Source organism: Dolichospermum sp. UHCC 0406, assembly GCF_009712025.1.
GTDB classification, from domain to species: Bacteria; Cyanobacteriota; Cyanobacteriia; order Cyanobacteriales; family Nostocaceae; genus Dolichospermum; species Dolichospermum lemmermannii.
The window spans coordinates 102,468-126,713 of sequence record NZ_VILA01000007.1 but is presented as its reverse complement, the minus strand read 5'-3'; the positions used below and the strand labels follow the sequence as shown (position 1 = coordinate 126,713).

General features: G+C 39.0%; 22 protein-coding genes and 1 tRNA gene. 8 read left to right on the top strand and 15 right to left on the bottom strand.

The window, feature by feature from the left end; translation table 11 throughout:
* Nucleotides 1-8: 8 nt before the first annotated feature.
* Both FJR09_RS07660 and recR read right to left on the bottom strand, forming a co-directional pair.
* Nucleotides 9-629, bottom strand: coding sequence for a hypothetical protein (locus FJR09_RS07660; RefSeq protein WP_168652748.1), 621 nt, complete (start codon nt 627-629; stop codon nt 9-11).
* A 23-nt stretch (nt 630-652) separates the two neighbouring features.
* On the bottom strand, nt 653-1,252 hold the full coding sequence (recR, locus tag FJR09_RS07655) for a recombination mediator RecR (RefSeq protein WP_015078902.1): 600 nt from the start codon (nt 1,250-1,252) through the stop codon (nt 653-655).
* 117 nt (nt 1,253-1,369) lie between these two features.
* Here recR and FJR09_RS07650 point away from each other — a divergent pair, with 117 nt between their 5' ends.
* Complete coding sequence (locus tag FJR09_RS07650) at nt 1,370-2,296, top strand: Rpn family recombination-promoting nuclease/putative transposase (RefSeq protein ID WP_168652747.1); 927 nt, start codon at nt 1,370-1,372, stop codon at nt 2,294-2,296.
* On the opposite strand, the gene FJR09_RS07645 is transcribed toward FJR09_RS07650, so the two are convergent.
* The 6 genes from FJR09_RS07645 to FJR09_RS07620 form a co-directional block, all read right to left on the bottom strand.
* The gene (locus FJR09_RS07645; RefSeq protein ID WP_168652746.1) at nt 2,293-2,892 is read right to left on the bottom strand and encodes a tRNA isopentenyl-2-thiomethyl-A-37 hydroxylase MiaE; all 600 of its coding nucleotides are present in this window, start codon (nt 2,890-2,892) and stop codon (nt 2,293-2,295) included. The two genes, FJR09_RS07650 and FJR09_RS07645, sit on opposite strands and share 4 nt — an antisense overlap.
* A 115-nt stretch (nt 2,893-3,007) precedes the next feature.
* Nucleotides 3,008-3,775, bottom strand: coding sequence for a sterol desaturase family protein (locus FJR09_RS07640; RefSeq protein WP_015078905.1), 768 nt, complete (start codon nt 3,773-3,775; stop codon nt 3,008-3,010).
* Nucleotides 3,776-3,911: 136 nt separating this feature from the next.
* On the bottom strand, nt 3,912-5,459 hold the full coding sequence (locus tag FJR09_RS07635) for a mercuric reductase (RefSeq protein WP_015078906.1): 1,548 nt from the start codon (nt 5,457-5,459) through the stop codon (nt 3,912-3,914).
* Nucleotides 5,460-5,603: 144 nt separating this feature from the next.
* On the bottom strand, nt 5,604-6,287 hold the full coding sequence (locus tag FJR09_RS07630) for a TVP38/TMEM64 family protein (protein ID WP_015078907.1): 684 nt from the start codon (nt 6,285-6,287) through the stop codon (nt 5,604-5,606).
* A 9-nt stretch (nt 6,288-6,296) separates the two neighbouring features.
* Nucleotides 6,297-6,983, bottom strand: coding sequence for a TIGR04283 family arsenosugar biosynthesis glycosyltransferase (locus FJR09_RS07625; protein ID WP_168652745.1), 687 nt, complete (start codon nt 6,981-6,983; stop codon nt 6,297-6,299).
* A gap of 23 nt (nt 6,984-7,006) precedes the next feature.
* On the bottom strand, nt 7,007-7,237 hold the full coding sequence (locus tag FJR09_RS07620; RefSeq protein WP_015078909.1) for a DUF6737 family protein: 231 nt from the start codon (nt 7,235-7,237) through the stop codon (nt 7,007-7,009).
* Nucleotides 7,238-7,525: 288 nt separating this feature from the next.
* Here FJR09_RS07620 and FJR09_RS07615 point away from each other — a divergent pair, with 288 nt between their 5' ends.
* Complete coding sequence (locus FJR09_RS07615) at nt 7,526-8,641, top strand: RRXRR domain-containing protein (RefSeq protein WP_015078910.1); 1,116 nt, start codon at nt 7,526-7,528, stop codon at nt 8,639-8,641.
* A gap of 114 nt (nt 8,642-8,755) precedes the next feature.
* Here the strand turns inward: FJR09_RS07615 and dnaX are convergent, their stop codons facing one another.
* On the bottom strand, nt 8,756-11,998 hold the full coding sequence (gene dnaX / locus FJR09_RS07610; RefSeq protein ID WP_015078911.1) for a DNA polymerase III subunit gamma/tau: 3,243 nt from the start codon (nt 11,996-11,998) through the stop codon (nt 8,756-8,758).
* 209 nt (nt 11,999-12,207) lie between these two features.
* Here dnaX and FJR09_RS07605 point away from each other — a divergent pair, with 209 nt between their 5' ends.
* Both FJR09_RS07605 and FJR09_RS07600 read left to right on the top strand, forming a co-directional pair.
* Nucleotides 12,208-12,876: a hypothetical protein gene (locus tag FJR09_RS07605; RefSeq protein ID WP_174782875.1), complete on the top strand. Its 669-nt coding sequence runs from the start codon at nt 12,208-12,210 to the stop codon at nt 12,874-12,876.
* A 713-nt stretch (nt 12,877-13,589) separates the two neighbouring features.
* The gene (locus FJR09_RS07600) at nt 13,590-16,481 is read left to right on the top strand and encodes a tetratricopeptide repeat protein (protein ID WP_371725184.1); all 2,892 of its coding nucleotides are present in this window, start codon (nt 13,590-13,592) and stop codon (nt 16,479-16,481) included.
* Between the two features lie 53 nt (nt 16,482-16,534).
* On the opposite strand, the gene FJR09_RS07595 is transcribed toward FJR09_RS07600, so the two are convergent.
* The 4 genes from FJR09_RS07595 to FJR09_RS07580 all read right to left on the bottom strand — a co-directional run bounded on the left by FJR09_RS07595 (nt 16,535) and on the right by FJR09_RS07580 (nt 19,010).
* A complete protein-coding gene (locus tag FJR09_RS07595) occupies nt 16,535-17,362 on the bottom strand; it encodes a cobalt-precorrin-6A reductase (RefSeq protein ID WP_168652801.1) in 828 nt (275 codons plus the stop codon).
* A 164-nt stretch (nt 17,363-17,526) separates the two neighbouring features.
* Nucleotides 17,527-18,132 carry a hypothetical protein gene (locus FJR09_RS07590; RefSeq protein ID WP_015078915.1) on the bottom strand — a complete coding sequence of 202 codons (606 nt, stop codon included), beginning with the start codon at nt 18,130-18,132 and terminating at the stop codon, nt 17,527-17,529.
* 258 nt (nt 18,133-18,390) lie between these two features.
* Nucleotides 18,391-18,738, bottom strand: a complete 348-nt coding sequence (locus FJR09_RS07585) for a type II toxin-antitoxin system PemK/MazF family toxin (RefSeq protein WP_015078916.1) — start codon at nt 18,736-18,738, stop codon at nt 18,391-18,393.
* Entirely contained in the window at nt 18,735-19,010 is a 276-nt protein-coding gene (locus tag FJR09_RS07580; protein WP_015078917.1) for a ribbon-helix-helix domain-containing protein, read from the bottom strand. The genes FJR09_RS07585 and FJR09_RS07580 overlap by 4 nt, the downstream gene beginning before the upstream one ends.
* A 90-nt stretch (nt 19,011-19,100) precedes the next feature.
* Between FJR09_RS07580 and FJR09_RS07575 the strand changes: the two genes are divergently transcribed.
* The 4 genes from FJR09_RS07575 to FJR09_RS07560 all read left to right on the top strand — a co-directional run bounded on the left by FJR09_RS07575 (nt 19,101) and on the right by FJR09_RS07560 (nt 22,670).
* Entirely contained in the window at nt 19,101-19,295 is a 195-nt protein-coding gene (locus FJR09_RS07575; protein ID WP_083881501.1) for a hypothetical protein, read from the top strand.
* Between the two features lie 107 nt (nt 19,296-19,402).
* The gene (ispG, locus tag FJR09_RS07570; protein ID WP_015078918.1) at nt 19,403-20,629 is read left to right on the top strand and encodes a (E)-4-hydroxy-3-methylbut-2-enyl-diphosphate synthase; all 1,227 of its coding nucleotides are present in this window, start codon (nt 19,403-19,405) and stop codon (nt 20,627-20,629) included.
* A gap of 301 nt (nt 20,630-20,930) precedes the next feature.
* A tRNA-Pro gene (locus FJR09_RS07565) sits at nt 20,931-21,004 on the top strand.
* A gap of 166 nt (nt 21,005-21,170) precedes the next feature.
* Nucleotides 21,171-22,670, top strand: coding sequence for a family 10 glycosylhydrolase (locus tag FJR09_RS07560; RefSeq protein WP_168652802.1), 1,500 nt, complete (start codon nt 21,171-21,173; stop codon nt 22,668-22,670).
* A gap of 50 nt (nt 22,671-22,720) precedes the next feature.
* Here the strand turns inward: FJR09_RS07560 and FJR09_RS07555 are convergent, their stop codons facing one another.
* Both FJR09_RS07555 and FJR09_RS07550 read right to left on the bottom strand, forming a co-directional pair.
* The gene (locus FJR09_RS07555) at nt 22,721-23,626 is read right to left on the bottom strand and encodes an alpha/beta fold hydrolase (protein ID WP_168652803.1); all 906 of its coding nucleotides are present in this window, start codon (nt 23,624-23,626) and stop codon (nt 22,721-22,723) included.
* A gap of 2 nt (nt 23,627-23,628) precedes the next feature.
* Entirely contained in the window at nt 23,629-24,129 is a 501-nt protein-coding gene (locus tag FJR09_RS07550) for a HugZ family protein (protein WP_015078921.1), read from the bottom strand.
* Nucleotides 24,130-24,246 lie beyond the last annotated feature (117 nt).

The window sequence follows — 24,246 nt, the reverse complement described above, 5'->3', positions numbered from 1 at the left end:
TTCATATATTACTCCCATTCCCGTAACTGCTTATGCACTACGGCTAAATACCACATATAATCATCAATTTTATATTCATCAGCCGCTTTAACTATATATTCCTGCGCTAACTCTAAATTATTCTCAGCTTCATAATATAAACCCAAATAAAGATGACTGTAAAACTTACCTTTTAATCCTGCCAATTTTCCCACATTCAAAACATCATCTATTGTACAATTACCTGCAAATAAATCATAGATAGATTTCATGATTTTTCGCGGATCATTTTTCACGGGTAATAAAGAATTACGAGCTTCTGTAACACCGGATAATCTAGCTATGCAAAGATATCTCCAGACAGTTTCTTCCACATCTTGAGCATTAACAGTTAAATCAATTTCAAACTGTTTTGCACCTTGAGCAAATCGTTCTGCATAATAATAACTTAACCCGCGTTGCCAAAGATAAGGAGTAATTTGAATATCTAACTTTTCTGCATGATCAAAATCTTGAATTGACTCGGTAATTTTTCCTAATTTAAAATAAACCATACCTCGTCGAACATAAGCATTAACATTATTTGGTTGAACGTTAATGGTATTGTTACACTCTTGAAGTTGATTTTCTAAGGAATTGGTAAAAAACATTTTGGTAATGAAATTTGCTACTTTTAATCTAGTTCTCTGCGTCCTTCTAATGCTCTGGCTAAAGTTAATTCATCAGCATATTCTAAATCACCACCGACGGGTAAACCAAAGGCAATACGAGTTACTTTAGTAAATGGTTTTAGTAATTGACCGATATACAATGTTGTGGTTTCCCCTTCGATACTGGGACTAATGGCTAAAATCACCTCTTGGGGTTTTTGTTCACTTACTCGTCTGACTAAAGCTTGAATGGTTAACTGTTCTGGTCCAATACCATCCATAGGGGAAATTACACCACATAAAACATGATATTTACCTTTAAATTCACGGGTTTTTTCTAAGGCAATCACATCACGGGAATCTGCAACTACGCAAATAGTTGTATTATCTCGTTGAGGGTGACGACAAATTTCACAGACTGGATCTGATGAAAGGTGAAAACAAACTTTACATAAACCTACCTGTTTTTTCGCGTCAACAAGTGCTTGGGCTAAGGCTTCTACCTCTGCTTCTGGTCTTTTTAAGATGTGCAAAGCTAAACGTTGGGCGCTTTTTGGACCAACTCCGGGTAGCCGTTGCAATTGTTCGATTAATCTGGCTAGGGGACGTGCGTAAACCGTAATTCTACCTCCGGGGTTTTTTTCTATTTTACAGTTAAATTATGTTTCGCGCAAAGGCGCAAAGGAGCAAAGACGCAAAGTTTGAGGAATTTTAACCAGTAAATATTATAATCATGATTTATGCGAAGAGATTCACTTTTTTATAAACTCTTTCAACAATACCCATCTTTGTTGTTTGAACTGTTGACAGATCCACCTATTAATGCTCAGGCTTACCGCTTTGATTCTGTGGCTGTCAAAGAACCGACTTTTGCAATTGATGGTGTATTTTTACCACCAGAAAGTGATGGAAAGGGCATAGTATATTTTTGTGAGGTACAATTTCAAAGAGATGAGGAATTGTATGAAAGAATATGCGCGGAAACTTCACTATATTTTTATCGTAATCGCAAAAGGTTTTGTGATTGGCAAGTAGTGATCATTTATCCATCTCGAAATACGGAACAAAATGACATTTATCCTCATCGGGGATTTCTCAACAGTCCTCAAGTACATCGAGTATATTTAGATGAATTGGGAGATATTCAAGAATTACCATTAGGTTTAGGTGTTATGTTACTAACTACCCTGGAAGAAAGTCAAGCCCCAGCAGTAGCTAGATATTTATTAAATAGAACCCATGAGGAGATTGTCACACCATCAAGTCAAGCTATGATGGAGATGATCACGACAATCATGGTCTACAAGTTTGAAAATCTGAGTCGTCGGGAGGTAGAATCAATGTTAGGAATTACACTCAAAGAAACTAGAGTTTATCAAGAAATTAAAGAAGAAGGCAGAGAGGAAGGACTGGAACAAGGCAGAGAAGAAGGACTAGAGGAAGGACTAGAACAAGGCATAGAACAAGGCATAGAACAAGCTACAATTAATTTGGTGATTCGACAATTAACAAAGCGGTTTGGTAAAATATCTCAGAGAAAGATAAAATCTATTTCTGGTTTACCATTGTTTGTGTTAGAAGAATTGAGTGAAGCTCTTTTAGATTTTCAGAGTTTGAATGATTTACAAACTTGGTTGTTAATACATACTCCGGCAAAAACTGACTAACTATGTATTCTGGGTTCTGGGTGTAAGGTTGATAATAATTGACTTTCTACCTCTGCTAATTCGTCTAACCGTTCCATGACGATTTTTCGGTCAAAATAGGTGTCAGCTAAAACCCAATACATCCCAAAATGTCGGGCTTCTGATGCCATTAAACTGCGGTAAAATGCGGCTAATTCTGGTTCTGGACAGTTAGCAGCTAGGAGTCCTAAGCGTTCATGACTACGGGCTTCTATTAAGCCGGTGACGAGTAAGGAGTCTAAAAATCTCTGGGGTTCTTGTCCCCGAACTTGGGATTTTAACCCTGCACCGTAGGGGGGTGCGGATAGGGCTGCTAGTTTGATGTTACGGCGTTCTAGCCATTGATTGACGAGTTCAAAGTGTTCTAGTTCTTCACGAGCGATCGCTGTTAACTCTCTCACCATTTTAGCATGAGAGGGATAGCGAAACATCATATTTAATGCTACTCCTGCGGCTTTGCGTTCACAGTGGGAGTGATCTAGTAAGATAATATCAAGGTTAGCGATCGCTTGCTCTACCCAAGCATCACTGGTAGGTTGTTTGAGGGCGTTGATTGTGGGTAAAGGTGAACTTAACACAGCGAAAAACTCCAAATTGAACAATTTAGCTCATTAATTTTAATCTTAAATCAGCTTCTGCATCTTTGGATAAGTTTCTTAATGTTTTACTTTTGAATTCCGTTCTCTGATCCTATCAATTGTGTTTATTAACAGACACAAACGGTAATTTTAATAAACTGATAAAATTAAGATCTCTGGTTTCTTCCGATATACCTAATTGGATAGTTTCTGGTTGGGGCGGATAATAACGAGATTGAAAAATTAGATCCCAGATAGTTAATAAACTTGTATAATTACTATTTAAATATTTTGTTAATTGACAATGATGAGCGCGATGATAATTAGGTGTAACAATAAAATAACTCAGGAATTTATCTATTTTAAAAGGTAAGGCAAAATTACTGTGATGAAAAACTAATGATACCGCAAATAAAGATTCATATAATATCCAAGCGTTTGGTGTAATTCCCAACAGATAAATTAACCCAATTTTGGGAATATTGGCAACAATAACTTCTCCTGTATGAAAGCGGTAAGCTGTGGATATATTCATCCATCTATCTGTATGATGGACTTTGTGAAAACGCCAAGCAAAACCCCAAGTGTGGATTAATCTATGCCACGTATACATATACAAATCAAGCAATAAAAAAGAGAGAATAAAATGTAACCAGGGTAAATTAATATCATAAAATAATCCCCGCCATAAAGTTGGTTTCCAGAGAGAATTTAAGATTAAAATAACAGTTAAATTAACCACAAAAAAATTTATTAACCCCAAAATTAAATTGTGAATAACTCTTTTAATGGGATTTTGACGATATTGAAAGAAAGGAACTAAGGTTTCCAGAATTCCAAATATAACGATACTGCTGACAATAGCCAGAGATTTATATTCCATTTTGTTTGATGTCCTGATAATCCTGGCATAGCTGGGGCAATTTTTTCTCTTTCTTCATGAATTTTACCATGAATATTTTCTTCAAGAACAAGATCCCCGACTTCTTAGAGAAGTCGGGGATCTGAAACTCTCAAATTTAAGAAAACTTGGTTAAAAATCCCAATAATTGCTTAGTTCTTGGTGTTAGTAGAGTTTTACGATAAGCGTCTGCGGCTTTTTTAATGGCTTCCGCTTGAGTGGGATAAGGATGAATTACACTACTCAGTTTACTTAAACCAATATTATTAACAATAGCTGTAGTAATTTCCGAAATCATCTCCCCTGCATGATTAGCAACTATGGTTGCACCGAGGATTTGATCTGATCCTTTTTTGTGATGAATCTTTAAAAAACCAGATTCTTCATGATCTGCGATCGCTCGGTCTATACTTTTAAAAGGAATCTTAATAGTTTCTATTTCTATACCTAATTTTTTCGCTTCATTTGCATACATCCCCACATGAGCAATTTCCGGGCTGGTATATGTCACCCAAGGCATCACTAAACTACTGAGTTTAGATCGTCCCCAACCAAAAGGCGAAAACAGGGTATTTTTAATCACAATTCGCGCTGCCGCATCTGCCGCATGAGTAAATTTCCAATTCATGCAGATATCACCAGCGGCGTAAATTTTGGGATTTGTGGTTTGTAAATAATCATTCACTTTTACACCCCAGGTTTGATCATATTCTACACCCACTGCCTCTAAATTCAAATTTTCCACATTGGGAGCCCGTCCCGCACCAACTAATATTTCATCAACTGTCACCGAATCTCGTTCACTATTCACAGAAAAATATAGGCGTTTTCCTTCCGTAACTGTAACAACTTCTTCTAATTGACAATTTAATACTAAACGAATACCTTCATCAATTAAAACTTTTTGCAAAATCTCCGCTGCTTCTGAATCTTCCTGATTTAAAATATGTGAACCTCGATGAAATAATGTCACTTCACAACCCAAACGCTGAAATGTTTGTGCTAATTCACAGCCAACAGGTCCACCACCAATTATGGCTAATTTTTCGGGTTTCTGAGTTAGGGAAAAAACAGTTTCATTAGTTAAATAACCTGCTGCTTCAATTCCCCGAATTTTCGGTTTAACAGCCCTAGCACCAGTAGCAATGACAGCTTTTTTAAATTTTAATGTTTGCTGATCAACTTCTATAGTATTCTTGTTTATAAATTTACCATCACCTAAAAAAACATCAATTCCTAAACTTTTAAATCTTTCCACAGAATCATGATGACTAATACTCGCCCGAATGCGTCTCATTCTCTCCATAACTGTGGCAAAATCCACATCAAATTTCTGAGAAATATTAATCCCTAAATCTTTGGTTTTTCTGATTTCTTCAACTACACGAGAAGAACGAATTAAACATTTAGAAGGAATACAACCAAAATTTAAACAATCTCCTCCCATGAGATTTTTTTCAATTAATGCCACTTTTAAACCCAAATCTAATCCCGCAGCCCCCGCAGCGACAACCAAACCCGCAGTTCCCCCACCAATTACTACTAAATCATAACAATCAGCCCTTTGGGGATTTACCCAATTATCTGGATGAACATTTTTGAGGAGTTTTTGATTATACTCATCCATGGGACGAATTGTGACTCTTGGAGATTCTGAAGTTGACATTAGTATTACCTCTGAATGGTTAAGTATAAACTATGTTTTTGATTATATGATCTGTTATTTATAAATACATTATCATCAGAAATTTATCGGTTTTATATTTAACAAAATTACTAAAATTATTGAAAAATAAAAAACAAAGAATTTTTATAAGTTCTCATCTTCTAAAGCTTTCTTAGCTATCTTCGTGACATAAACTGTGACAGCAATTGTTGCTATCAACCCCATGATTTGAATTACCCAGTGGAGAATGATGTTTCCAGGTTGATTTTTACTGCCAATTAAGGCTATATCTCCTACTAAAGATCCAAAATAAACATACATAATTGTTCCAGGAATCATCCCCACTGAACCAATTAAATAGTCTTGAAAAGAAACACTAGTAATTCCGAAAGCATAGTTTAATAAATTGAAGGGAAAGAGGGGAGAAAGTCGAACTAATAGGACAATTTTTAATCCTTCTTTACTAACTGCTTTATCAATGATGGCAAATTTTTTGTAACTAGATATTTTTTCTTTTACCCAACCTTGCGCTAAATAACGTCCTCCTAAAAATGCTGCTATAGCACCTAATGTAGCCCCAATAAAGACATATATAGAACCCCAAATTACACCAAAAATTACCCCAGCACCCAATGTCAGCAGTGCAGCCGGTAAAAAAGCTAGAGTAGCTATAATATAGATACCAATAAATACTATTCCTCCTATAGCACCAAGGCTATTAATCCACTGTAAAGCATTCTGTAAAAATTCTTGAAGATTGGGAGAAGATACTTTAACAGATTCTTGAATTACAGAAAAATCTATTGCTGATAAAAGGGTAATAATCATAAAAATTCTCTATAATTTTGGGGAAGAGTACCAATTACGAATTTGGGTTGGAGAAATACCGAGTAAATAAGCAATGACAATCATTTGATTCAAAATAGTCGTTTGGATAATTCCTTTTTTTAACCATCTGCGAGGTGAGGTAATTACGGGTGTTGGTAATAGGTGAATTTTGCCCAGAGGTTTTAATTTTCTCATCATTGCAAAGTCTTCCATAATTGATATTGGCGGGAAATTACCAACTTGCTGAAATACATCTTTGGTGAGAAAAATAGCTTGATCACCATAGGGCATTTGCCAAAGATGCGATCGCCATTTTACACCAAATTCTACCAAACGCAACCCCCAATTAGGGGCATTTATCCGTAAAGCAAACGCACCAGCCACAATTCCCGGTTTTGCTAAGGTTGTGCGAATCATCTGCTCGAAATTAGTCGGTAAACGGGTATCAGCATGGAGAAATAGGAGAATTTCCCCACTAGCAGCCATAGCACCTGTATTCATTTGATTAGCACGTCCGGGAGGAGAAATAATTACCTTAACATTCAATGATTTAGCGATTAATAATGTTTCATCTTTTGAACCACCATCAACTACAATTATTTCTACATTACTACTAGATTGACTGCTAATAATTGCTTCTTTAATATTACCCGCTTCATTGAGAGTGGGAATAATAATAGAAATTTGAGCATTCATGTTGACAAAAAGATTTAAATTAACTATTCTGTGATTTTGTGCAAAACTCCACTGCGAATCATCATCTGCGGCCAAATTAACAGAAAAAATCCCATCCAAATCAATAATGGAATAGCAACTAAAATTGTTAACCAAATAATTTTGAAGATTAACCAACTACCGCTGATTAATGTTAAACTGGTTAGGATAATTGACCAAGGTTGACACCACCAAGGTTTAGATTGCCAAGGACTAATGGTTTGTTGTTCAGACATTTTTTGATTTAATCAGTAAACCTATACCTTACCTCATATCTTGCACTTAATCAAGAAACAGGGAAAATGCAAATGTCAATAACTCAGCCCTAAAGGGACTGAGCTTGTAAGAAATCAAGACTTACGTGTTTGACTAGCTCATTGAGACGCAATTTGGTACGAACTTCCGAATACTTCTCTAGTTCGGATTATCTTCAAGCTATCTTGTAATGGCGTTGGTTAAAGCCAAGACATCTTGATTGCGTTGAGCGAAGGGACATTAAACTTTACTCGAAGGATTATCTCTTTATGCGAGTACCCGTAATTTCAGTAGACAATACGCCATTAATGCCAACTAAACCTAGTCGAGCAAGACGATGGATCAAATGCGGTAAAGCAATCGGCAAATTCGATAAACTTGGCATTTTCTATGTCCAGTTATTAGCCGAATCAAGTAATACTGAAACGCAAGAAATAGTTCTTGGTTTAGACCCTGGTAAACTCTTTTCAGGTATAGCGGTTCAGTCCAAAAAGTTCACCTTGCAAATGTTGCATTTAGTTTTGCCTTTCAAAACGGTCAAAGACCGAATGGATCAACGATCAATGATGCGGCGTAATAGGCGAGGAAGGCGAATTAATAGAAAGCTATCTTTCAACAAACGCAATCATCGTCAAGCAAGATTTGATAATCGTCGTGGCTCAAAGTTGCCTCCAAGTATTAGAGCAAACAAAGACTTGGAATATCGAGTAATTAGTTTACTCCTCCAACTTTACCCAATAAAAACAGTTGTTATTGAAGAGGTTGAAGCACGAGGTAACAAAGGCTTTAGTCCCGTCATGGTTGGACAGAGATACCAAATTAGCCGACTATCAAAACTTACAAATGTCGTTTTAAAGAAGGGCTGGGAAACCTCAAACCTTCGTAAGTACCTGGGATTGCATAAAGAAAAATCCGATAAATCTTTGCAAATACCAGAAACACACGCAGTTGATGCGGTTGCCTTAGCAAGTTCTGAATTTGTTAAATACCAGACGTGGGAAGGTGCTAAAAATCATGGCGCATCTTGGATAGGAGGGGTTGATATCACAGAGTCTCAATTCACCATTGTGCGTCGTCCTCCAATTAGTCGTAGACAACTCCATTTAATGACTTTTAGTGAAGGTGGTAATCGTCGGAAATATGGAGGCACTACAACTCGTCATGGCTTTAGAAAAGGTGACTTTGTGGAAGCCACTCAAGGAAGTAAAACTTTCTTTGGTTGGGTTAGCGGAGATACTGAAAAAGCAGTCTCTGTTAGTGACGCTAATTGGAAAAGATTAGGACAATGCACTGTTAAAAAAGTTAAGTTGATTCTAAGATCAACAAGTCTAATTATTACGGCGGTTAAAACCGCCCGTGTCGCTTCCCTCTCAGCACTAAAGTGACTGAGTTTCCCGCTTACCGCGAGGTCTTATGAAAATTGCTTCTGATCCTTACAGACGTTATTAGCAACTGTCAAATATTTAAACAAGGGGAGAATCTCAACAGTTCTGAATTTCTCAACTATATTCATCATCAACATAAGATTCATATATTTCAGGCGTTTCAGTGGAAGTAACAGAATCAGATAATTGAAAACTATCATCTGTCATGCGGATGATTTCTCCAGAAAAGAACTTTGCTAGACTTTCCGCAGCTTTAACCACACCATCATGATCCCAACTTGATGGCGATGGTTGCACTGGTGCTGCATTGGTAACAACAGGCTCAACTCGGACTGGTACGGGTGGTGGTGCGGATACTGTAGCTACTGGCTGTGGTACGGCTGAGGGTGGCTGTGGTGTGGGTTGCGGGGCTGGAGGTTGGTAATTAGATGTAGGTTGGGGTGGTTGTTGATAGGATGTAGGTTGGGGTGGTTGTTGAACGGGAGTAGAATTTTGTGGAGGTGGATTTCGCTTAGTTGATGTGGCGTTGGCAGTGGTAGCTTTTTCTAAGGTAACTTGAATTTCCTGCTGGAAGGTTTGTCTAAAGGCCGTAGTGATGATCGGTAGATAAGATTTCACTTTGTCATACCAAACCGCTTTTACACCTACACGAGCAACTACACCATTAAATTCCATTAAATGGCACATTTGACCCAATAATGCTTGTGTGGGTAGCTGCTGAATATGTCCACGGACTTGTTGCCAAAGTTGAGTTAAATTGTATTGTGAACCTTCTCCTACTGGCTGTATTGGTTCTGGTTGATGGTTAGTAGGTGGTGGTGCATATACAGGTTCTGACGTGGGTACTGGTGCAAAATTCACAGATGAGTTGTGATTTGTGGGCGGATATGCTGGTGGTGCAGCAGCGGGAGGATAAGCTGGAGTGACAGCAGTTGTATTAACTTGCTGAGAAATATTTGCAGTTTGGATTTGAATATTGGCGCTGGGTAATAATCCTAATAATGTTACTTCTAACCATAAACGAGGTTGAGTGGTGTTTTTTAGTTGTAATTCTGCTGTTCTCAGGTGTTGTTGTCCTCGTAAGATGGTACTAATATCAAATTTTTGGGCAAAGTCAACTAATGATGTCCAAGTTGATTCAGTACAAGCAACTAAATCTTGACGATTGGGAGCGGTTTTAGCTATGAGGAAATCTCGATAAAAAGCGGCGAGATTTTGGAGAATGATCAGGGGTTCTCGACCTCGATCTAGGATTTTCCGGGTAGAGTCTAGGACTATTTCGGCTTGATCTTGAGCGATCGCTTCTAATAGTCCAAATAGGTCTTTTTCGCTGACTGAACCTACCAAATCCCAAACCTTATCCGGTGTCACTTCCCCAGCAATTAAAGCTAATTGATCAAGTAAACTTTCTGCATCTCTTAATCCTCCTTGGGCAATTTGTCCCACCAGAGTCAGAGAATCATGAGAAATATGAATACTTTCCTTAGCGGCAATATACGTTAAATGTTTTACCATTGCCTCTAACTGAATCCGTCGAAAATCAAACCTTTGACAACGAGAAATAATTGTTGGTAATACCCTTTGTGCGTCTGTTGTAGCGAGGACAAAAACAACGTGCTTAGGTGGTTCTTCTAGGGTTTTAAGTAACGCGTTGAACGCTGCGGTACTTAGCATATGACAGTTATGTACTAGTAATCCATTAGCGACAAAGTTATGATTATCCTCAACTTCAAGATCATAAACTCGCTCAACTCCAGCGAGGTGAACAGATTCGACCTTCTCCAAATTTGTAATCCATTGCGGGTATGGAATATTGCTTGAAGTCTGCCACCCATTTTCTACTAGTGGTTGCTCCCATCCAGATGTAGTAGTACTGCTTACTGGTGCTACTTCTGGTGTAAAACTTTGCGGCTGCTGGGTATCCCATTGCTGTAAGCCAGTTAGCAATGAGGTGATTTTCTGCGGAAGAGAATCCTTCTGTATGTAGTTGAATTTGTGGGCTTCCTTGTGGACTGAGACTGAGTGAACCATCATCGCAAAACCACCAAGCAATCCCTTCTGGGGTGATTCTATTAAGCCAGTCCATAGAGACGGTTTTTTGTGACCGACTTGGCTTAACGATGTTAAAAACATCTTTGAGTTGGGGATGACAAGCTGTGTTACAGGTGACAGAAATATTTCCGTAGCCTTGATTAACTGTAACCCGTAGTTTGGGACGCAATTCTGAAAGTCGGGAAGCTTTGTATTCCAACCAATCTTTTTGACTGTCTGCGTGTGTCCAGCATAATCTAGGAAATCTGCTGCATTTATTGGGGTAAGTGATTGAGCAATCTCCCAATAATGTTCCGTAGATGAGTCCCAGTTGATCTGGTTGGATAAACCCGGCTTTGGCAAGAAATTTTTCCGTTCTAAGTTCCCAATTTCCGTGTCCTTTTTTGTATGGATGTTTTGTCCAGTGAGACTGGATACTTTTGATGCCTTTGCCTTTTTTTCGTAAAAAGTCTGGGATATCCAGCTTTTCTCCACATCTGCAAGCACACAGAGGTCGGAGTAATTCCGCTTGTTGAAGAATAGATTCCCAATCGTATAATTTTTGTCCGTATGTATTACCTTTGAACTGGTGTCCACTAACAAATCTTCGGGTACGTCCGTCAACACCAAACTTGTAAATGAGCGTGTCGCATCCACATTCACAGGGGATAGTATCTTCATTCCTGCTTTTACGTCTTTGGCTGCTATCCATCCCTGGTCAGTCCTGATTAAATGATTAATTGTACACTTAATTTCTCTGTGAGTTGTTTTGATCACTAAGGTCTGCTTTTCCCCTTGATCTAACCAACGGACAACTTTTTTAAACTCCCATTTTTCAGAGGAGTCATTGTAACTAAGAACTCTCTGACCTTGAATATTCGGGTTATCAAGGCGGACAATTCCGGCATCTGTGAGAATCAATGAGTCTCCAGTCAGGCATTCATCAATCACATAAACTTTATAACGACACTGCATCGGGGCAAACTGCGCCCTTTCAATCAGTTCACGGATATTATCAACACCCGTATTACTAGCAGCGTCAATTTCAATCACATCAGTAGAATAGCCTTTAGTAATACCCTGACAGATTTCACAAACACCGCAGGGTTGGGGGGTTGGCTGGTTGCCTTGGAGACAATTGAGAGATTTAGCGAGAATTCTCGCACTGGAAGTTTTTCCTGTACCTCTAGGGCCAGTGAACAAATAGGCAGGGGCGATTTTCGCTGAGAGAATGGCATTAGTTAGGGTAGTAGCGATCGCCTCTTGACCCACCAGTTCAGCGAAACTCTTTGGCCGATACTTATGGTGCAGGGGTTCGTAAGACATGGAGACAGGTTTAAATCCGTATATCCCAGGTAAATTTTAGGGTTTTACCATTCTAACAACTCATGGTAATTTTGCCTCAGACATAGCCGCTAGTACCGCAGGGCGGAAGTCAAAAGTCAAAAGTCAAAAGTCAAAACTAATATACAGTCAAAATAAATTTGACGAACTACTAGTCACTCACACCGCTAAAATTTTATTAAGCAACATCAATGGTGCATCAAATGTTTAAGCGGCTAATTCAATGGCTCAAAAAATTTTTTCGGCACTTGTTTGGTGGTAAACAAAATTTTACCCCCAGTCGGGAACAAGTCCCCAAAGCAGTAGTTCCACCCCTCACTGACACAGATTTAGAATTTCTCTTTACAGAACTACTAGAAGGAGTTCATCAGGTCAAGGGACAAACTTGGGCGCAAAAATGGTTAAATAATCTTGAACATCGTGTTAGCACCCAACAGTGGCTAGAATGGTTAAATCGTTTTGGTGACAGATTATTAGCATCTTCTAAACCCCATAATGAATTAGCAGCTAGATTAGTTCAACTTGGTGAGTTAGGGGTTGGGGAAATCAGCAATCTGTCCTACGATATAGGCATGAAAGTCTTAACAGTCAATCCAGGAGAACCAGTTTGGGAATACGAAGGTCCCGATGCAGTAGAAAACAATCTTTTAATACCTGCCAACACGGAAGAAAATTTACCAGAAGGGGAATACAAAACTGTCAGCCTAGATGAATTGTTGATAATGTTGCAGCAGGATGAAACCCTATGCGAGCAAATCTCCCAACAACTAGGAGTGGAAACAAATAATCCAGAAGAAATTATTCAGGTATTAGTTAGTCAGTATAATGAAGCGAACGAGTCTTCTGAATCACAAGGATAAATCCCAGTGACCGAAAAGACGGGACACAAGCCCGGTCCTTCCAGGACGGCTTTATGTTAAAATTTTGTCATAGTCGCCATAGGGCATTGGGAGACTTTAAACGGACATGGAGGGACGATAAGACCACTTGTGGCGGGTTCTGGCGAAGTGTCAAGTGTTTCCCCGCACCTTCAGGTCGGTGAGTATGTCAATAAGTTTGATTTGTGCGGTGTAGCTATCAATATTTTTACAGTATTACCCGGTAAGCGTAAAGCTCAGTCACAAAGCGTGCTGAGATATAAGCGACACGGGCGAAAATATTTAGCCTAACTCAATAACAGTAGATGTGATACAATGTAAACAATTCTAGAATTTAAGTATAACTAAACGACGTAAAAACTTAACTTATTTGGTTGAGTGCGTAGTCATACCTAACGGTATTGCTGTTTAGGAAAGCTAAATTTGGTGAAAAATGAAATGCAAAAAACGAGTACGGTAGGGATACGGTCATTAACGCTTTAGGAGAATCGACCTCTGTTTTTGTTGGAGTAATCCAGCAATTGTAAGTTGGCTCATTGATTAAAGAATCGAGCGCGTCTTTAGACGCTGAGAGTGTCAAGTGGGTCTATTTGGTTTTCTAGTCCATTCCGTAATTAATAATTTTTTTTGACACAAGGATAGCTACAATCTAGGAGAAAGAAAATCCCATAAATTGGCAGATGTTCAGGTGGCTCTTGCAGTGGCTTAACAAATTTTTACAGTCCCCCTTGACTATCCTGGGAATCACCGATTCCCAGGATAGTCAAGGCAATCTGGTGGCAGATCAACCACCAAAACTCACGAATGCGGATCTAGAGTTGTTATTTAATGAACTACTAGAAGGTGTGCATCAAGCGCGCGGACAACAGTGGGCGTTGAAGTATTTGCAGCGGATGGAACCAAGAATTACAGTTGATCGGTGGATAGATTGGCTGTTGATATTTGGGGACAAATTATTAGCTTCTCCTGCACCGAATCTTCCTTTAGCCAAGCGCATGGTGAAACTGGGTGAGTTAGGTATTGGTGAGGTTAGCAACCTGGCCTATGATATTGGGATGCAGCTATTGCGGCGCAACCTCAATCAGGAGTATGAGCGCAAGCAAGAGTCACAGGAGTTGGAAAGTTCCATCCCCACAGCAGAGGAGTTAGATACTCCTGGTCAGGAATTGCTCCGCCAATTTGAGGAACAAATCTGGCAAGATCAGAATGTGGAAAGTGTGACTAATCCATCAGTATCCCAAATGGTTGAGGATCTCTTCACTGGTCAGTCTGTAGGGTTAAGTAATGGGTCTTTAGCTGAGAATGCAGCTAAGACAGAAAATGACTATCACAGTTATGAGTATAGAATTCAGGAATTTTCCCAGAATGCTGCGGAAATAATTGCCGATCCAGAATCTCCCAGGGAGAAAAGCTGGAACGAGTCTTTGATGAATATAGAACCGCAGTTAGCATCCACTTTAGATGAGTTGGTGGTGCGGTTGGAGCAAAGTAGCAATCTTGTCCAGCATTTAGCGTCGGAATTGGCAATTCGTGATCGGCAAATTGTCCAGCAATCAACATCACAAATAGTTGTTACTAATCCGGCGGAAAGTTTATTTTATCAGGGTTTACGGCAGGCTAAGGCTGGAGATTTGTTGACGGCTTTGGCTTTATATGAACGGGCAAGTCAAATCCAACCTCATGTTTATGAGTATTGGTTTAATCAGGGTTTAGTATTATTTTACTTGCAACGGTTTTCCGAAGCGATCGCTGCTTATGACCAAACACTGGCTCTCAGACCGGATTTTTATCAGGTTTGGTATAGCCGAGGCGGTATTCTGGGCGAGTTGGGAGACTTTGATGCGGCCATTGCTTCCTTTGATCAAGCGATCGCTATTAAACCAGATTACCAAGCAGCTTGGTCTAGCAGAGGTTTAGCATTACTCAAGTTAGGTTTAATTGGGGAAGCTATTGATAGTTATGATCAAGCCCTGAATTTAGAACCCCAAGATTCTGAAACTTGGTACTACCGGGGGATAGCTTTGGCTGTGGTTGAGCAATATGCAGAAGCGATTGCTAGTTATGATCAAGCCCTCAATCTCCAACCCAACTATCATGAAGTGTGGATTGATCGGGGTGTGGTGCTATTTAATTTAAAACAATGGTTAGAAGCAATTGAATCATGGGATCAAGCCCTGGCCATTCAGCCAGAATTTTATCTAGCTTGGTATAACCGGGGTGTGTCCTTTGAACACTTAGGTCGTCGGGAAGATGCAATCTCATCCTATCAACAAGCGATCGCCATCAAACCCGATTTCCACCCAGCCTGGTATAACCAAGCCGTAGCCCTATTTTACCTAGACCGTTCTGCCCAAGCTATATCCGGCTATGACAGGGCTTTAGAAATTAAACTAGACTACTGGGAAGCTTGGCTAGGAAGGGGTGCGGCGGCTGGTCATCTCACCCCCCACCAATCATCACTAATTGTAGTTAGTAGCATTTCTGCATCCAATCCTGCCCTTAACTTAGGCGGCTATGAAGGTAAATTAGCAAGTTATCAGACAGGTTTGAAACATCTTCGCCCGGATACTCACCCAGAAGGTTGGGGAAGATTACGTATAGCTATTGGTAATACTTACTACGAGCAAGCGAAAAAAGCCACCACACCTCGTGATTATTGGCATCATGCCATGTCCGAATATCAACTGGCACTATCTACGCTGACACCAGAAGATTTTCCAGAATTGCATTTGGATATTTTGCAATCTCTGACGAAAGTGCTTATCTGTTTGGGGGAAACAGTAGCGGCACAGGAATTACAAAAATGGGGAATTGAATTATTACAACAATTACTCACTCAGCCGAATCGGACTGATGAAAATAAAAAACAACTGGTACTAAAATTTGCAGGTTTGGGACAACTAGCAGTTGATTTAGCTGTAAATACAGGAGATTTAGTAGAAGCTTGGGAAATTGCTGAACAGGGGAGAAATAACTGTTTACAGTTGTTAATGCCTGATTTGAATTATCAACTTGAGTCAGGAGATTATCGCTCTATTCAACAATTACTGAATCCCACCACAGCCATAATTTATTGGCATCTTAGCCCAGCCGCTTTGCACACATTCATTATCAAAGATCAAGCCCCAGCTCCGATTTTACTGTTTACACCCATTCAGGAGACAGAAGGAATTCCCGAAGCAATAAAACGCTTAATTGAATTTGAACATTGGTTAGCAGATTGGCAAGAATCATCAACACTATCAAAACTATTGCAGTTGCAAAATATCTTGAATATTTCCACAATTACTCAAGAATTGGCAGGGATAGATACAATAATTTTAGTTCCCCATCGGGACTTGTACAAATTACCTTTGCACAGTTTATTTAGTCTGTCTTTTGCTTCAGTATCTTCTGTAAATGTGGCAAATTACAATATTACCTATTTGCCTAGTTTAGCTATGGGAATTTATTTACAATCTCAATCATCCTCCAATGGGCATCAACATCATGGTCTTCCGGCTTATCCCTTACTCAAATCTGATAAATTAGCATCAGAAATTATCAGCGAAACCTTGGCTATTCCTCAGGATTTTCTCAGTTATTAATGTTTAACCTTTAGAGGTTGTTTGAAAACTTTTTCGTGTGGGATCTGATCCCCCTAAATCCCCCTTTCCAAGGGGGACTTTGAGGAATTTAGCCCCCCTTTGTAAGGGGGGTTGGGGGGATCTCGATTAATTCTGATACTTTTCAAACATCCTCTTAGCCATTGCACAGCACTTTCCACATCTGCAACTTGTTCTCCTGGGGGTACAGGTGGACGATTTACCATCACCACCTTTATCCCTAGTTTCCTAGCGGCGATAATTTTGGGATATGTGGCACTACCACCGCTATTTTTGCTGACAATGGTATCTATATTGTATTTGAGGAGAATTTCTTGTTCGTTTTCTAAACTAAAGGGACCGCGATCGCATAAAATCAATCCAGGTGGAACGACAACATCAGCATTTGGTGGATCAATCATCCGCATTAAAAACCAAATTTCCTGTAAATGTGCAAAAGTCGCAATTTCTTGTCTACCAATTGTTAAAAATACTCGTTTAGCTTGATTTGCTAAAACAGCAGCAGCAGCCAAATTATTTTCTACTTCTAACCAATAATCATCCTTGAGTTTTTCCCAAGCTGGACGAATTACCATTAATCGAGGAATACCTACTTCCTGAGTCGCTGCGGCTGCATTCTCAGAAATTTGATTAGCGAAAGGATGAGTAGCATCAATTAATATATCAATTTGCATTTCTCGCAGATAAGTCACCAATCCGGCTACACCACCAAAACCGCCTATTCGCACATTACCAACAGGAGTAGCAGGTTCACGGGTACGACCGGCTAGAGAGGAGATAGCCTCAATACCAGGAATATTTGCTACCTTAGCAGCTAATTCTACCGCATCACCAATTCCACCGATAATTAAAACCCGCAACATATCAATTTAAAACAAATGGGATTGAAGCCAGCAGTTTAAGTTTAACTAATACTAACCAGTTTCTCTGTGTTCATTGACTAGTACCGCAGGGCGGAATTAAAAATTAACAATTAAAAATTAAAAAGCAGATTGTATAAGCTTTTTAGGGACTTTTAATGGTTATCTTACTTACGCTGTACTGTACTAGATTCTAAAGTTTTAACTTGATTTTGGAGTTTTTCTAAAGTTTGTAAATGGGATTGGTGCAATGAATTACTTAGCCAAATCAAACTCCCACTAAATAAAGTTACTGTAATAACTAAAATACCTGTTAACAATTTCACCTGTAAATGCAGACGTTTTATCTGATCAATTTGATTTTCCTCTGGAATCTGAGAAATACTAACTAAACTGAGATTTTCATTTTCTGTCATCACCTCCAATCTCTTTTCTTCTACTCTTATAAATGTAACTTTACCTTGCAGCCATCCAGTAATCAAATCAGGGCAATTTTTCTTAAACCATTGCCAAGCCAGTATTTTAAATGCAGGTTTAGATATTTTAGTCATAAATTTTAGAGTTTTATTGAGAGTTCCAAACTTAAATTTTTGATTTACTAAATTAGTTGAACCAACATCATAGAGACAATCCATGATGGATTTAATTGTAATTTCTTCCTGATAAATCAAAGTTTTTACTAATAACCTAAGTTCATTAATTAGTTGTTTCTCTTTCTCTTTCTCTTGAGACTGTTGTGTTAAATGATTTGATATTTTTATTGATTTAGACATATTTCAATAATAAATTTTGAAGTTTTCCACGTTTTCCTCATACCAAGTCACGTTAATTCAGGAAATGAGATAGGACTGACAAAACGACCTACTTATCTACCCTGATTTCCTGTTCCTCATTCCCTCCCTTAAAAGCTAGTACCGCAAGGCGAAAGTCAAAAGTCAAGCCTAAGACGGTATAGGCTTTTGGGCGATTTAGAATGGACGTTTGGCGTAGCTCAGTTGAGACGTTGGTTGATTTACGCCCTTGTGTACTAGTTAATATCCTGGCAAATCTAAGGCAATTAATAACGCTTGCTCCAAATGTGCCATGACAACTTCAGAAAGTATTCCTCTTAAACGCAAAAAGCGGGTTTTAGATAACACCCGCACCTGATCTGCCATGGCGATTGAGTCTTTCTTGAGTCCGCCATCTGGTGATAAAATTAAAACTTGAGTAGGGTAAACTCGCTTTCCGTCTTGATAGGTGGTACAGGGTACTGCTAAAACGACTGGGCTGGATAGATTAATTACATCGCGACTAACAATAATCACTGGGCGAGTTCCTCCCTGCTCCGAGCCTTCAGTCATTTCTAGACGCGCATCATAAACCTCACCCCTTCTCATCTTGGCGATTCCCCTAACTGCAACGCCTCCCACTGCGCGGTAGCAAATTCTACCTCTAGTTTTAAGACCTCTGCTTGATAATCTGGATCATTAGCCATTTCTGCCAATGCGGCATCAATTTCGGATCGCTTTTGTAAGGCTAGTTCCCTTCGTAAAGCCTGAGCGACAAAATCATTCCGACTTTTAGCTTTCCCTTCCATAACTGCCTTATCTGTAGCTTCTAGCAGTTCCCTGGGAATGGTTAATGTCGTGCGAACGGTTTCTGTTTTCATAGAGCGTTCATTATTTGATGACTGAAGTGATGTCTTATATCATATCGTTTTACGCATCAATTTAGTAAATTTAAGTTGGTCATTAGTCAATTGTCAGTAGGGGCGAAGCATTGGGAAGATAAATTATCGGTCATTGCCAAAAATAATTCTCCAAATGCTTCGCCCGTACAATTGTCAGTAGGGGCGAAGCATTGGGAAGATAAATTATCGGTCATTGCCAAAAATAATTCTCCAAATGCTTCGCCCGTACAGTTGTTAGTTGTAAAACTCTTGGTTATTTTTTGATTTACTTTTCAATTTAGCACCTAAAATACCCCAAATTGTGGCAATCTGAGAAGTATAACCGCTGGCAATCTGATATTTTAGCTACAGAAAATCTACCTATTTAGATTATGCAAACTCTGCCGACTTTGGAAATTACCAACACTACATCTAGTCAACCAACCTTTGATACCACCATCAAACGCCGCAAAACCCGCGCTGTACAAGTGGGAGATGTCACCGTTGGGGGAGGATATCCAGTGGTGGTACAGTCAATGATTAATGAAGATACTCTGGATATTGATGGTTCTGTCGCTGGCATTCGTCGTCTCCATGAAATAGGCTGCGAAATTGTCCGCGTCACTGTTCCTAGTATTGGACACGCTAAAGCACTGGCGGAAATTAAACAAAAATTAATTCAAACTTACCGTGATGTGCCAATTGTAGCCGACGTACATCACAATGGCATGAAAATCGCCTTGGAAGTTGCCAAACATATCGAAAAAGTGCGAATTAATCCAGGTTTGTATATATTTGAGAAAGCAAATACCAGCCGCACCGAATATACAAAAACTGAATTTGACGAAATTGGCGAAAAAATCCGCGAAACCTTGGCACCGCTGGTAATTTCCTTGCGTGATCAAGGTAAAGCTATGCGAATTGGCGTAAATCATGGTTCTTTGGCGGAAAGAATGCTATTTACCTATGGTGACACCCCGGAAGGGATGGTGGAATCTGCCTTAGAATTTATTCGCATTTGTGAATCTTTGGATTTTCATAATGTCGTAATTTCCATGAAAGCCTCACGAGTTCCTGTCATGGTGGCTGCATATCGGCTTATGGCTAAACGCATGGATGATTTAGGCATGGATTATCCTCTTCACCTGGGCGTAACAGAAGCAGGTGACGGGGAATATGGCAGAATTAAATCTACTGCGGGTATTGCCACATTATTGGCTGACGGTATTGGTGACACAATCCGCGTCTCTTTGACAGAAGCACCAGAAAAGGAAATTCCGGTTTGTTACAGCATTCTGCAAGCTTTGGGTTTGCGGAAAACAATGGTTGAATATGTGGCTTGTCCTTCTTGCGGACGGACTTTATTTAACCTAGAGGAAGTGCTGCACGTAGTCCGGGAAGCTACTAAACATTTAACAGGTCTGGATATTGCTGTGATGGGTTGTATTGTGAATGGACCTGGCGAAATGGCCGATGCTGACTATGGATATGTTGGTAAAAACCCTGGTTATATTTCTTTATATCGTGGTCGGGATGAAATTAAAAAAGTTCCAGAAGCCCAAGGTGTAGAGGAATTGATTAATCTGATTAAAGCCGACGGACGTTGGGTAGATCCTTAATTAATAAAATTTTTACTTCTATCTCTCCGGTGAATTACTTAATTTTTTATCTGACCGCGAATAACCCAAAGATAGAAAATTAGTAATTTTGCAGGAGGCAGAAGGTTTATCGCAGATGAAGATCTAACTTCAACGGAACGCCAGCAATCTTCAGATCAGGGATTCTAAAATTTTTTCAAAAAACCCCTTGCTATTTTCTTTAGTCTTGTGATATATTAACAAGAGTGACTTAATAAGTTTTAGATGGACAATTTTGGAATCATCCCCACTCCAAAAGTCTAAAATCTCAAGTTCACATTTACGGGACGTAGCGCAGCTTGGTAGCGCGCCACTTTGGGGTAGTGGAGGTCTAGGGTTCAAATCCCTACGTTCCGATTTATGGAAACTTTAATCATGGCACATTCTTCTCATTCAATGTAAATGTTTGAGTTGTTTGTGTGGAATACTGCTTTTGATGGTTGTATGTCTCTCCAAATCTGGGGATATTTTAAGTGCAGGCTATTTCATGCAAGCTATTACAAATTTAAACTGATTGCTATATATGTCTGATTACAACTGGAAATTTGTAAGACTAATTTTGTCTTGGCAAGGTGTATTTACTATAATTATTGCTAGTTGCTTATTAATTCTCAACTTAGTTACCGCACCAGCTATTGCTCAAAAGGGACAGGATTGTCGGGTATCATCAAAAGCAACTCAAGAAAAAGAAAAATTACGTTTATTAGCTTTTAAAGGCAATAAAGAGGCAGAAAGTCGCTATCAGAAATTACTCAAACAGCATACACAAGAATTAAAAACCTGTCGTAGTCAGACTTGGCCACAAACTCAAGCTATTTGGTTGCGCTTGTATCCCTGCGATATCCAGCCGGGAGTAGTTGATCAAATTATGGACCGCATTGTCAACCAAGGCTATAACCAAGTTTATTTAGAAGTATTTTATGATGGCCGGGTACTATTACCAGCCGCAGCTAACCCAACTGTTTGGCCTGCTGTGGTTCGCATTCTTGGTGCAGAAAAATTTGATTTATTGGCATTAGCAATTAAAAAAGGGCAACAACGCGGGTTGAAAGTTTATGCTTGGATGTTTACGAATAACTTTGGTTATACTTATGCTCAACGGGCAGATAGACAAAATGCGATCGCTCGTAATGGCAAAAATCAAACCAGCTTATCCGTAGTAGAAGATAGTTATCAAGTCTTCATTGATCCTTACAACACTCAGGCTAAAAACGATTACTACCGCATGATACAACAGGTTATACGCCGTCGTCCAGATGGTATTCTCTTCGATTATGTTCGCTATCCTCGTCAGATTGGTAATGATTCTATTGCTACCAAAGTTCATGATTTATGGCTATTTACCCCTGCTACCCAAGAAATCTTATTTCGTCGCGCCAAAAATTCCAAAGGATTAGAATTAATTCGCCGTTTTCTCACCAGAGGATATGTGAGTGCTGGTGATATAACAGAAATTGATAAACGCTATCCTCAAGAAGATGAACCATTATGGGAAGGGCGTATTCCTCGAAAAAAACAGAAATCTTTGCCTTCCCCAGCGGAAAAACAGCGGGTTTTGCAATTGGATTTATGGTTATTCACTGTTGCTCATGCTATGCAAGGTATCTTAGATTTTGTGGCTTTAGCAAGTTACCCAGCTAAACAAAAAGGTATTCCCGCTGGAGTGGTATTTTTTCCCGAAGGTAATCAAGCTTTAGGACAAGGGTATGATTCCCGTTTGCAACCTTGGGATAGGTTTTCTAGTAACTTACAATGGCATCCCATGTCCTATGCAAATTGCGGTAATGTTGATTGTATTGTGGCACAAGTTCGACAGGTTTTGAAGATGGCACAACCAGGGACAAAAGTGATTCCGGCTTTAGCTGGTAAGTGGGGAGAATCAATTAGTAATCGTCCATCTTTGGAAGTGCAAATGCAAGCTCTCCGGCAATTATCTCCTCAAATTAAGGGTGTTAGTCATTTTGCTTATTCTTGGCAATATCCTCAAGATGATAATGAACGCAAATCTTGTAATGTTCGCTAAATCGTTATAATTCAGTAGGGGAGGGGAAACCCTGCCCTTTTAAGTTTAATTTAAATTTTTAATTCTCCAGTTTTGTTGTATTTTTGCAATATTCCCATGACAACCGCTGGTATTTCTAAATGGGGAAGAATTCCTGTATCGGGTATTTCGTGAAAACCTATAATTGCACCAGGATTTAAATTTGCTAACCGTCGTCCTAATTGCATATTTGTAAATTGGGCTTTTTCTCCCCACAACATGACAGTTGGAACTTGAAGTTGCTGAATATATAAACTCAAATCAAAATAAAGATTTCCGCGTAAGAAGGACAAAGCCGCAAACTTGGCTTGATATTGTTGTGCAGAACTTAAATAAGCTGATACCATTTCTTGGGTAACTCTTTCTGGTTTAGCAAACAGAAAACTTTGCAAAAAGTTCCTAACTGCAATTTCATTTTCTGCACCTAAAGCATAAATTAAATTATCTACCAACGGTGTATTAATTAAAGAAAGTGGTAATCTCCTTCCTGCACCTTCTCCAAAATCGTTAAAACCGGAAGGACAAACTAAAAACAAAGCTTTAAATAAGTCTGGATAAGTAACAGCAAGACGAATAGTTAAAGCCGCTGTTAAAGAAGATGCTACTACAGTTACAGGTTGATTACAGGTTTGAGTAATAAATTCAAGAATCGTCGTTAAATAATCTTGAATTTGATAATCTCGCACGGGGTGAGCAGATTTTCCCCACCCAATTAAATCTGGGGCTAAAATTCGATAGTTTGACGCATAAGCCGGGTAAATTTTCGACCATTCATAAGCAGACGCACCCCCACCAAAGTTATGTAAAAATAATAATGGTGGTAAATCTTGATCTTTGCTATTTTCCCAAGGGGCGCTAATTTGGGTATAGTAAACCATTGCCCCTAAAGATGTATGAATGAATTTACTACCAAACCCAGGAGGTTGAAATTGCAGCATAATTATGAAAGTGAATCTTTGGTAATTTGTACAAGTTGATTGATATTATCACTATTAATATTATAGGCAGCCCCAAACCCAATGACAAACCGTCCGGTATTCGGTGTAAGTTGCAAAATCCGAAAATCGGGTAAACTGCGTAATGTCGTAATCAATTCTCCAAACCGAAGTTCAAATTTATCAACAACTTCCTGCCATTTCTCTGTTTCCCTGGCTATCAAACTTGCGGTACAATCAAAATTTAACCGCCGACGGGCAAAAATTTGTTGAGTTTTAACTTCGTCGTCAATAAATAAAACACTCACAAAAGGATGATTTTGAATATTTTGGGTGTGAGTAGCTAGTCCACTTACATAAATATAGATATTTTTATCATCGTCCATAATAAAAGGAGCATAACTAGCATTAGGAGTTCCTTGTTTATTTACTGTACTAATGATAATGCTAGTAAATTCTGTGGGAAATTTCTCATATTCAGCTTGGGCTTTTTCAGATTGATTCATCGCAATTATCCTAATTTATAAAAATTATAATACCATTTTTAAGAACAATAAAAATTCCTCCTTAACCTCTTCTCTCTGTGTCCTCTGTGCCTCTGTGGTTAGATAAATTACCTTTAA

Excerpts from the sequence above, each read along its gene's own strand:
- FJR09_RS07605 (WP_174782875.1), top strand. The coding sequence starts at position 12,208 with ATGGTGCATCAAATGTTTAAGCGGCTAATTCAATGGCTCAAAAAATTT.
- FJR09_RS07630 (WP_015078907.1), bottom strand. The coding sequence starts at position 6,287 with ATGATTATTACCCTTTTATCAGCAATAGATTTTTCTGTAATTCAAGAA.
- dnaX (WP_015078911.1), bottom strand. The coding sequence starts at position 11,998 with ATGTCTTACGAACCCCTGCACCATAAGTATCGGCCAAAGAGTTTCGCT.
- FJR09_RS07615 (WP_015078910.1), top strand. The coding sequence starts at position 7,526 with ATGCGAGTACCCGTAATTTCAGTAGACAATACGCCATTAATGCCAACT.
- FJR09_RS07560 (WP_168652802.1), top strand. The coding sequence starts at position 21,171 with ATGTCTGATTACAACTGGAAATTTGTAAGACTAATTTTGTCTTGGCAA.
- FJR09_RS07635 (WP_015078906.1), bottom strand. The coding sequence starts at position 5,459 with ATGTCAACTTCAGAATCTCCAAGAGTCACAATTCGTCCCATGGATGAG.
- FJR09_RS07585 (WP_015078916.1), bottom strand. The coding sequence starts at position 18,738 with ATGAGAAGGGGTGAGGTTTATGATGCGCGTCTAGAAATGACTGAAGGC.
- ispG (WP_015078918.1), top strand. The coding sequence starts at position 19,403 with ATGCAAACTCTGCCGACTTTGGAAATTACCAACACTACATCTAGTCAA.
- FJR09_RS07590 (WP_015078915.1), bottom strand. The coding sequence starts at position 18,132 with ATGTCTAAATCAATAAAAATATCAAATCATTTAACACAACAGTCTCAA.
- FJR09_RS07580 (WP_015078917.1), bottom strand. The coding sequence starts at position 19,010 with ATGAAAACAGAAACCGTTCGCACGACATTAACCATTCCCAGGGAACTG.
- FJR09_RS07650 (WP_168652747.1), top strand. The coding sequence starts at position 1,370 with ATGCGAAGAGATTCACTTTTTTATAAACTCTTTCAACAATACCCATCT.
- FJR09_RS07660 (WP_168652748.1), bottom strand. The coding sequence starts at position 629 with ATGTTTTTTACCAATTCCTTAGAAAATCAACTTCAAGAGTGTAACAAT.
- FJR09_RS07555 (WP_168652803.1), bottom strand. The coding sequence starts at position 23,626 with ATGCTGCAATTTCAACCTCCTGGGTTTGGTAGTAAATTCATTCATACA.
- FJR09_RS07595 (WP_168652801.1), bottom strand. The coding sequence starts at position 17,362 with ATGTTGCGGGTTTTAATTATCGGTGGAATTGGTGATGCGGTAGAATTA.
- FJR09_RS07640 (WP_015078905.1), bottom strand. The coding sequence starts at position 3,775 with ATGGAATATAAATCTCTGGCTATTGTCAGCAGTATCGTTATATTTGGA.
- FJR09_RS07620 (WP_015078909.1), bottom strand. The coding sequence starts at position 7,237 with ATGTCTGAACAACAAACCATTAGTCCTTGGCAATCTAAACCTTGGTGG.
- FJR09_RS07550 (WP_015078921.1), bottom strand. The coding sequence starts at position 24,129 with ATGAATCAATCTGAAAAAGCCCAAGCTGAATATGAGAAATTTCCCACA.
- FJR09_RS07625 (WP_168652745.1), bottom strand. The coding sequence starts at position 6,983 with ATGAATGCTCAAATTTCTATTATTATTCCCACTCTCAATGAAGCGGGT.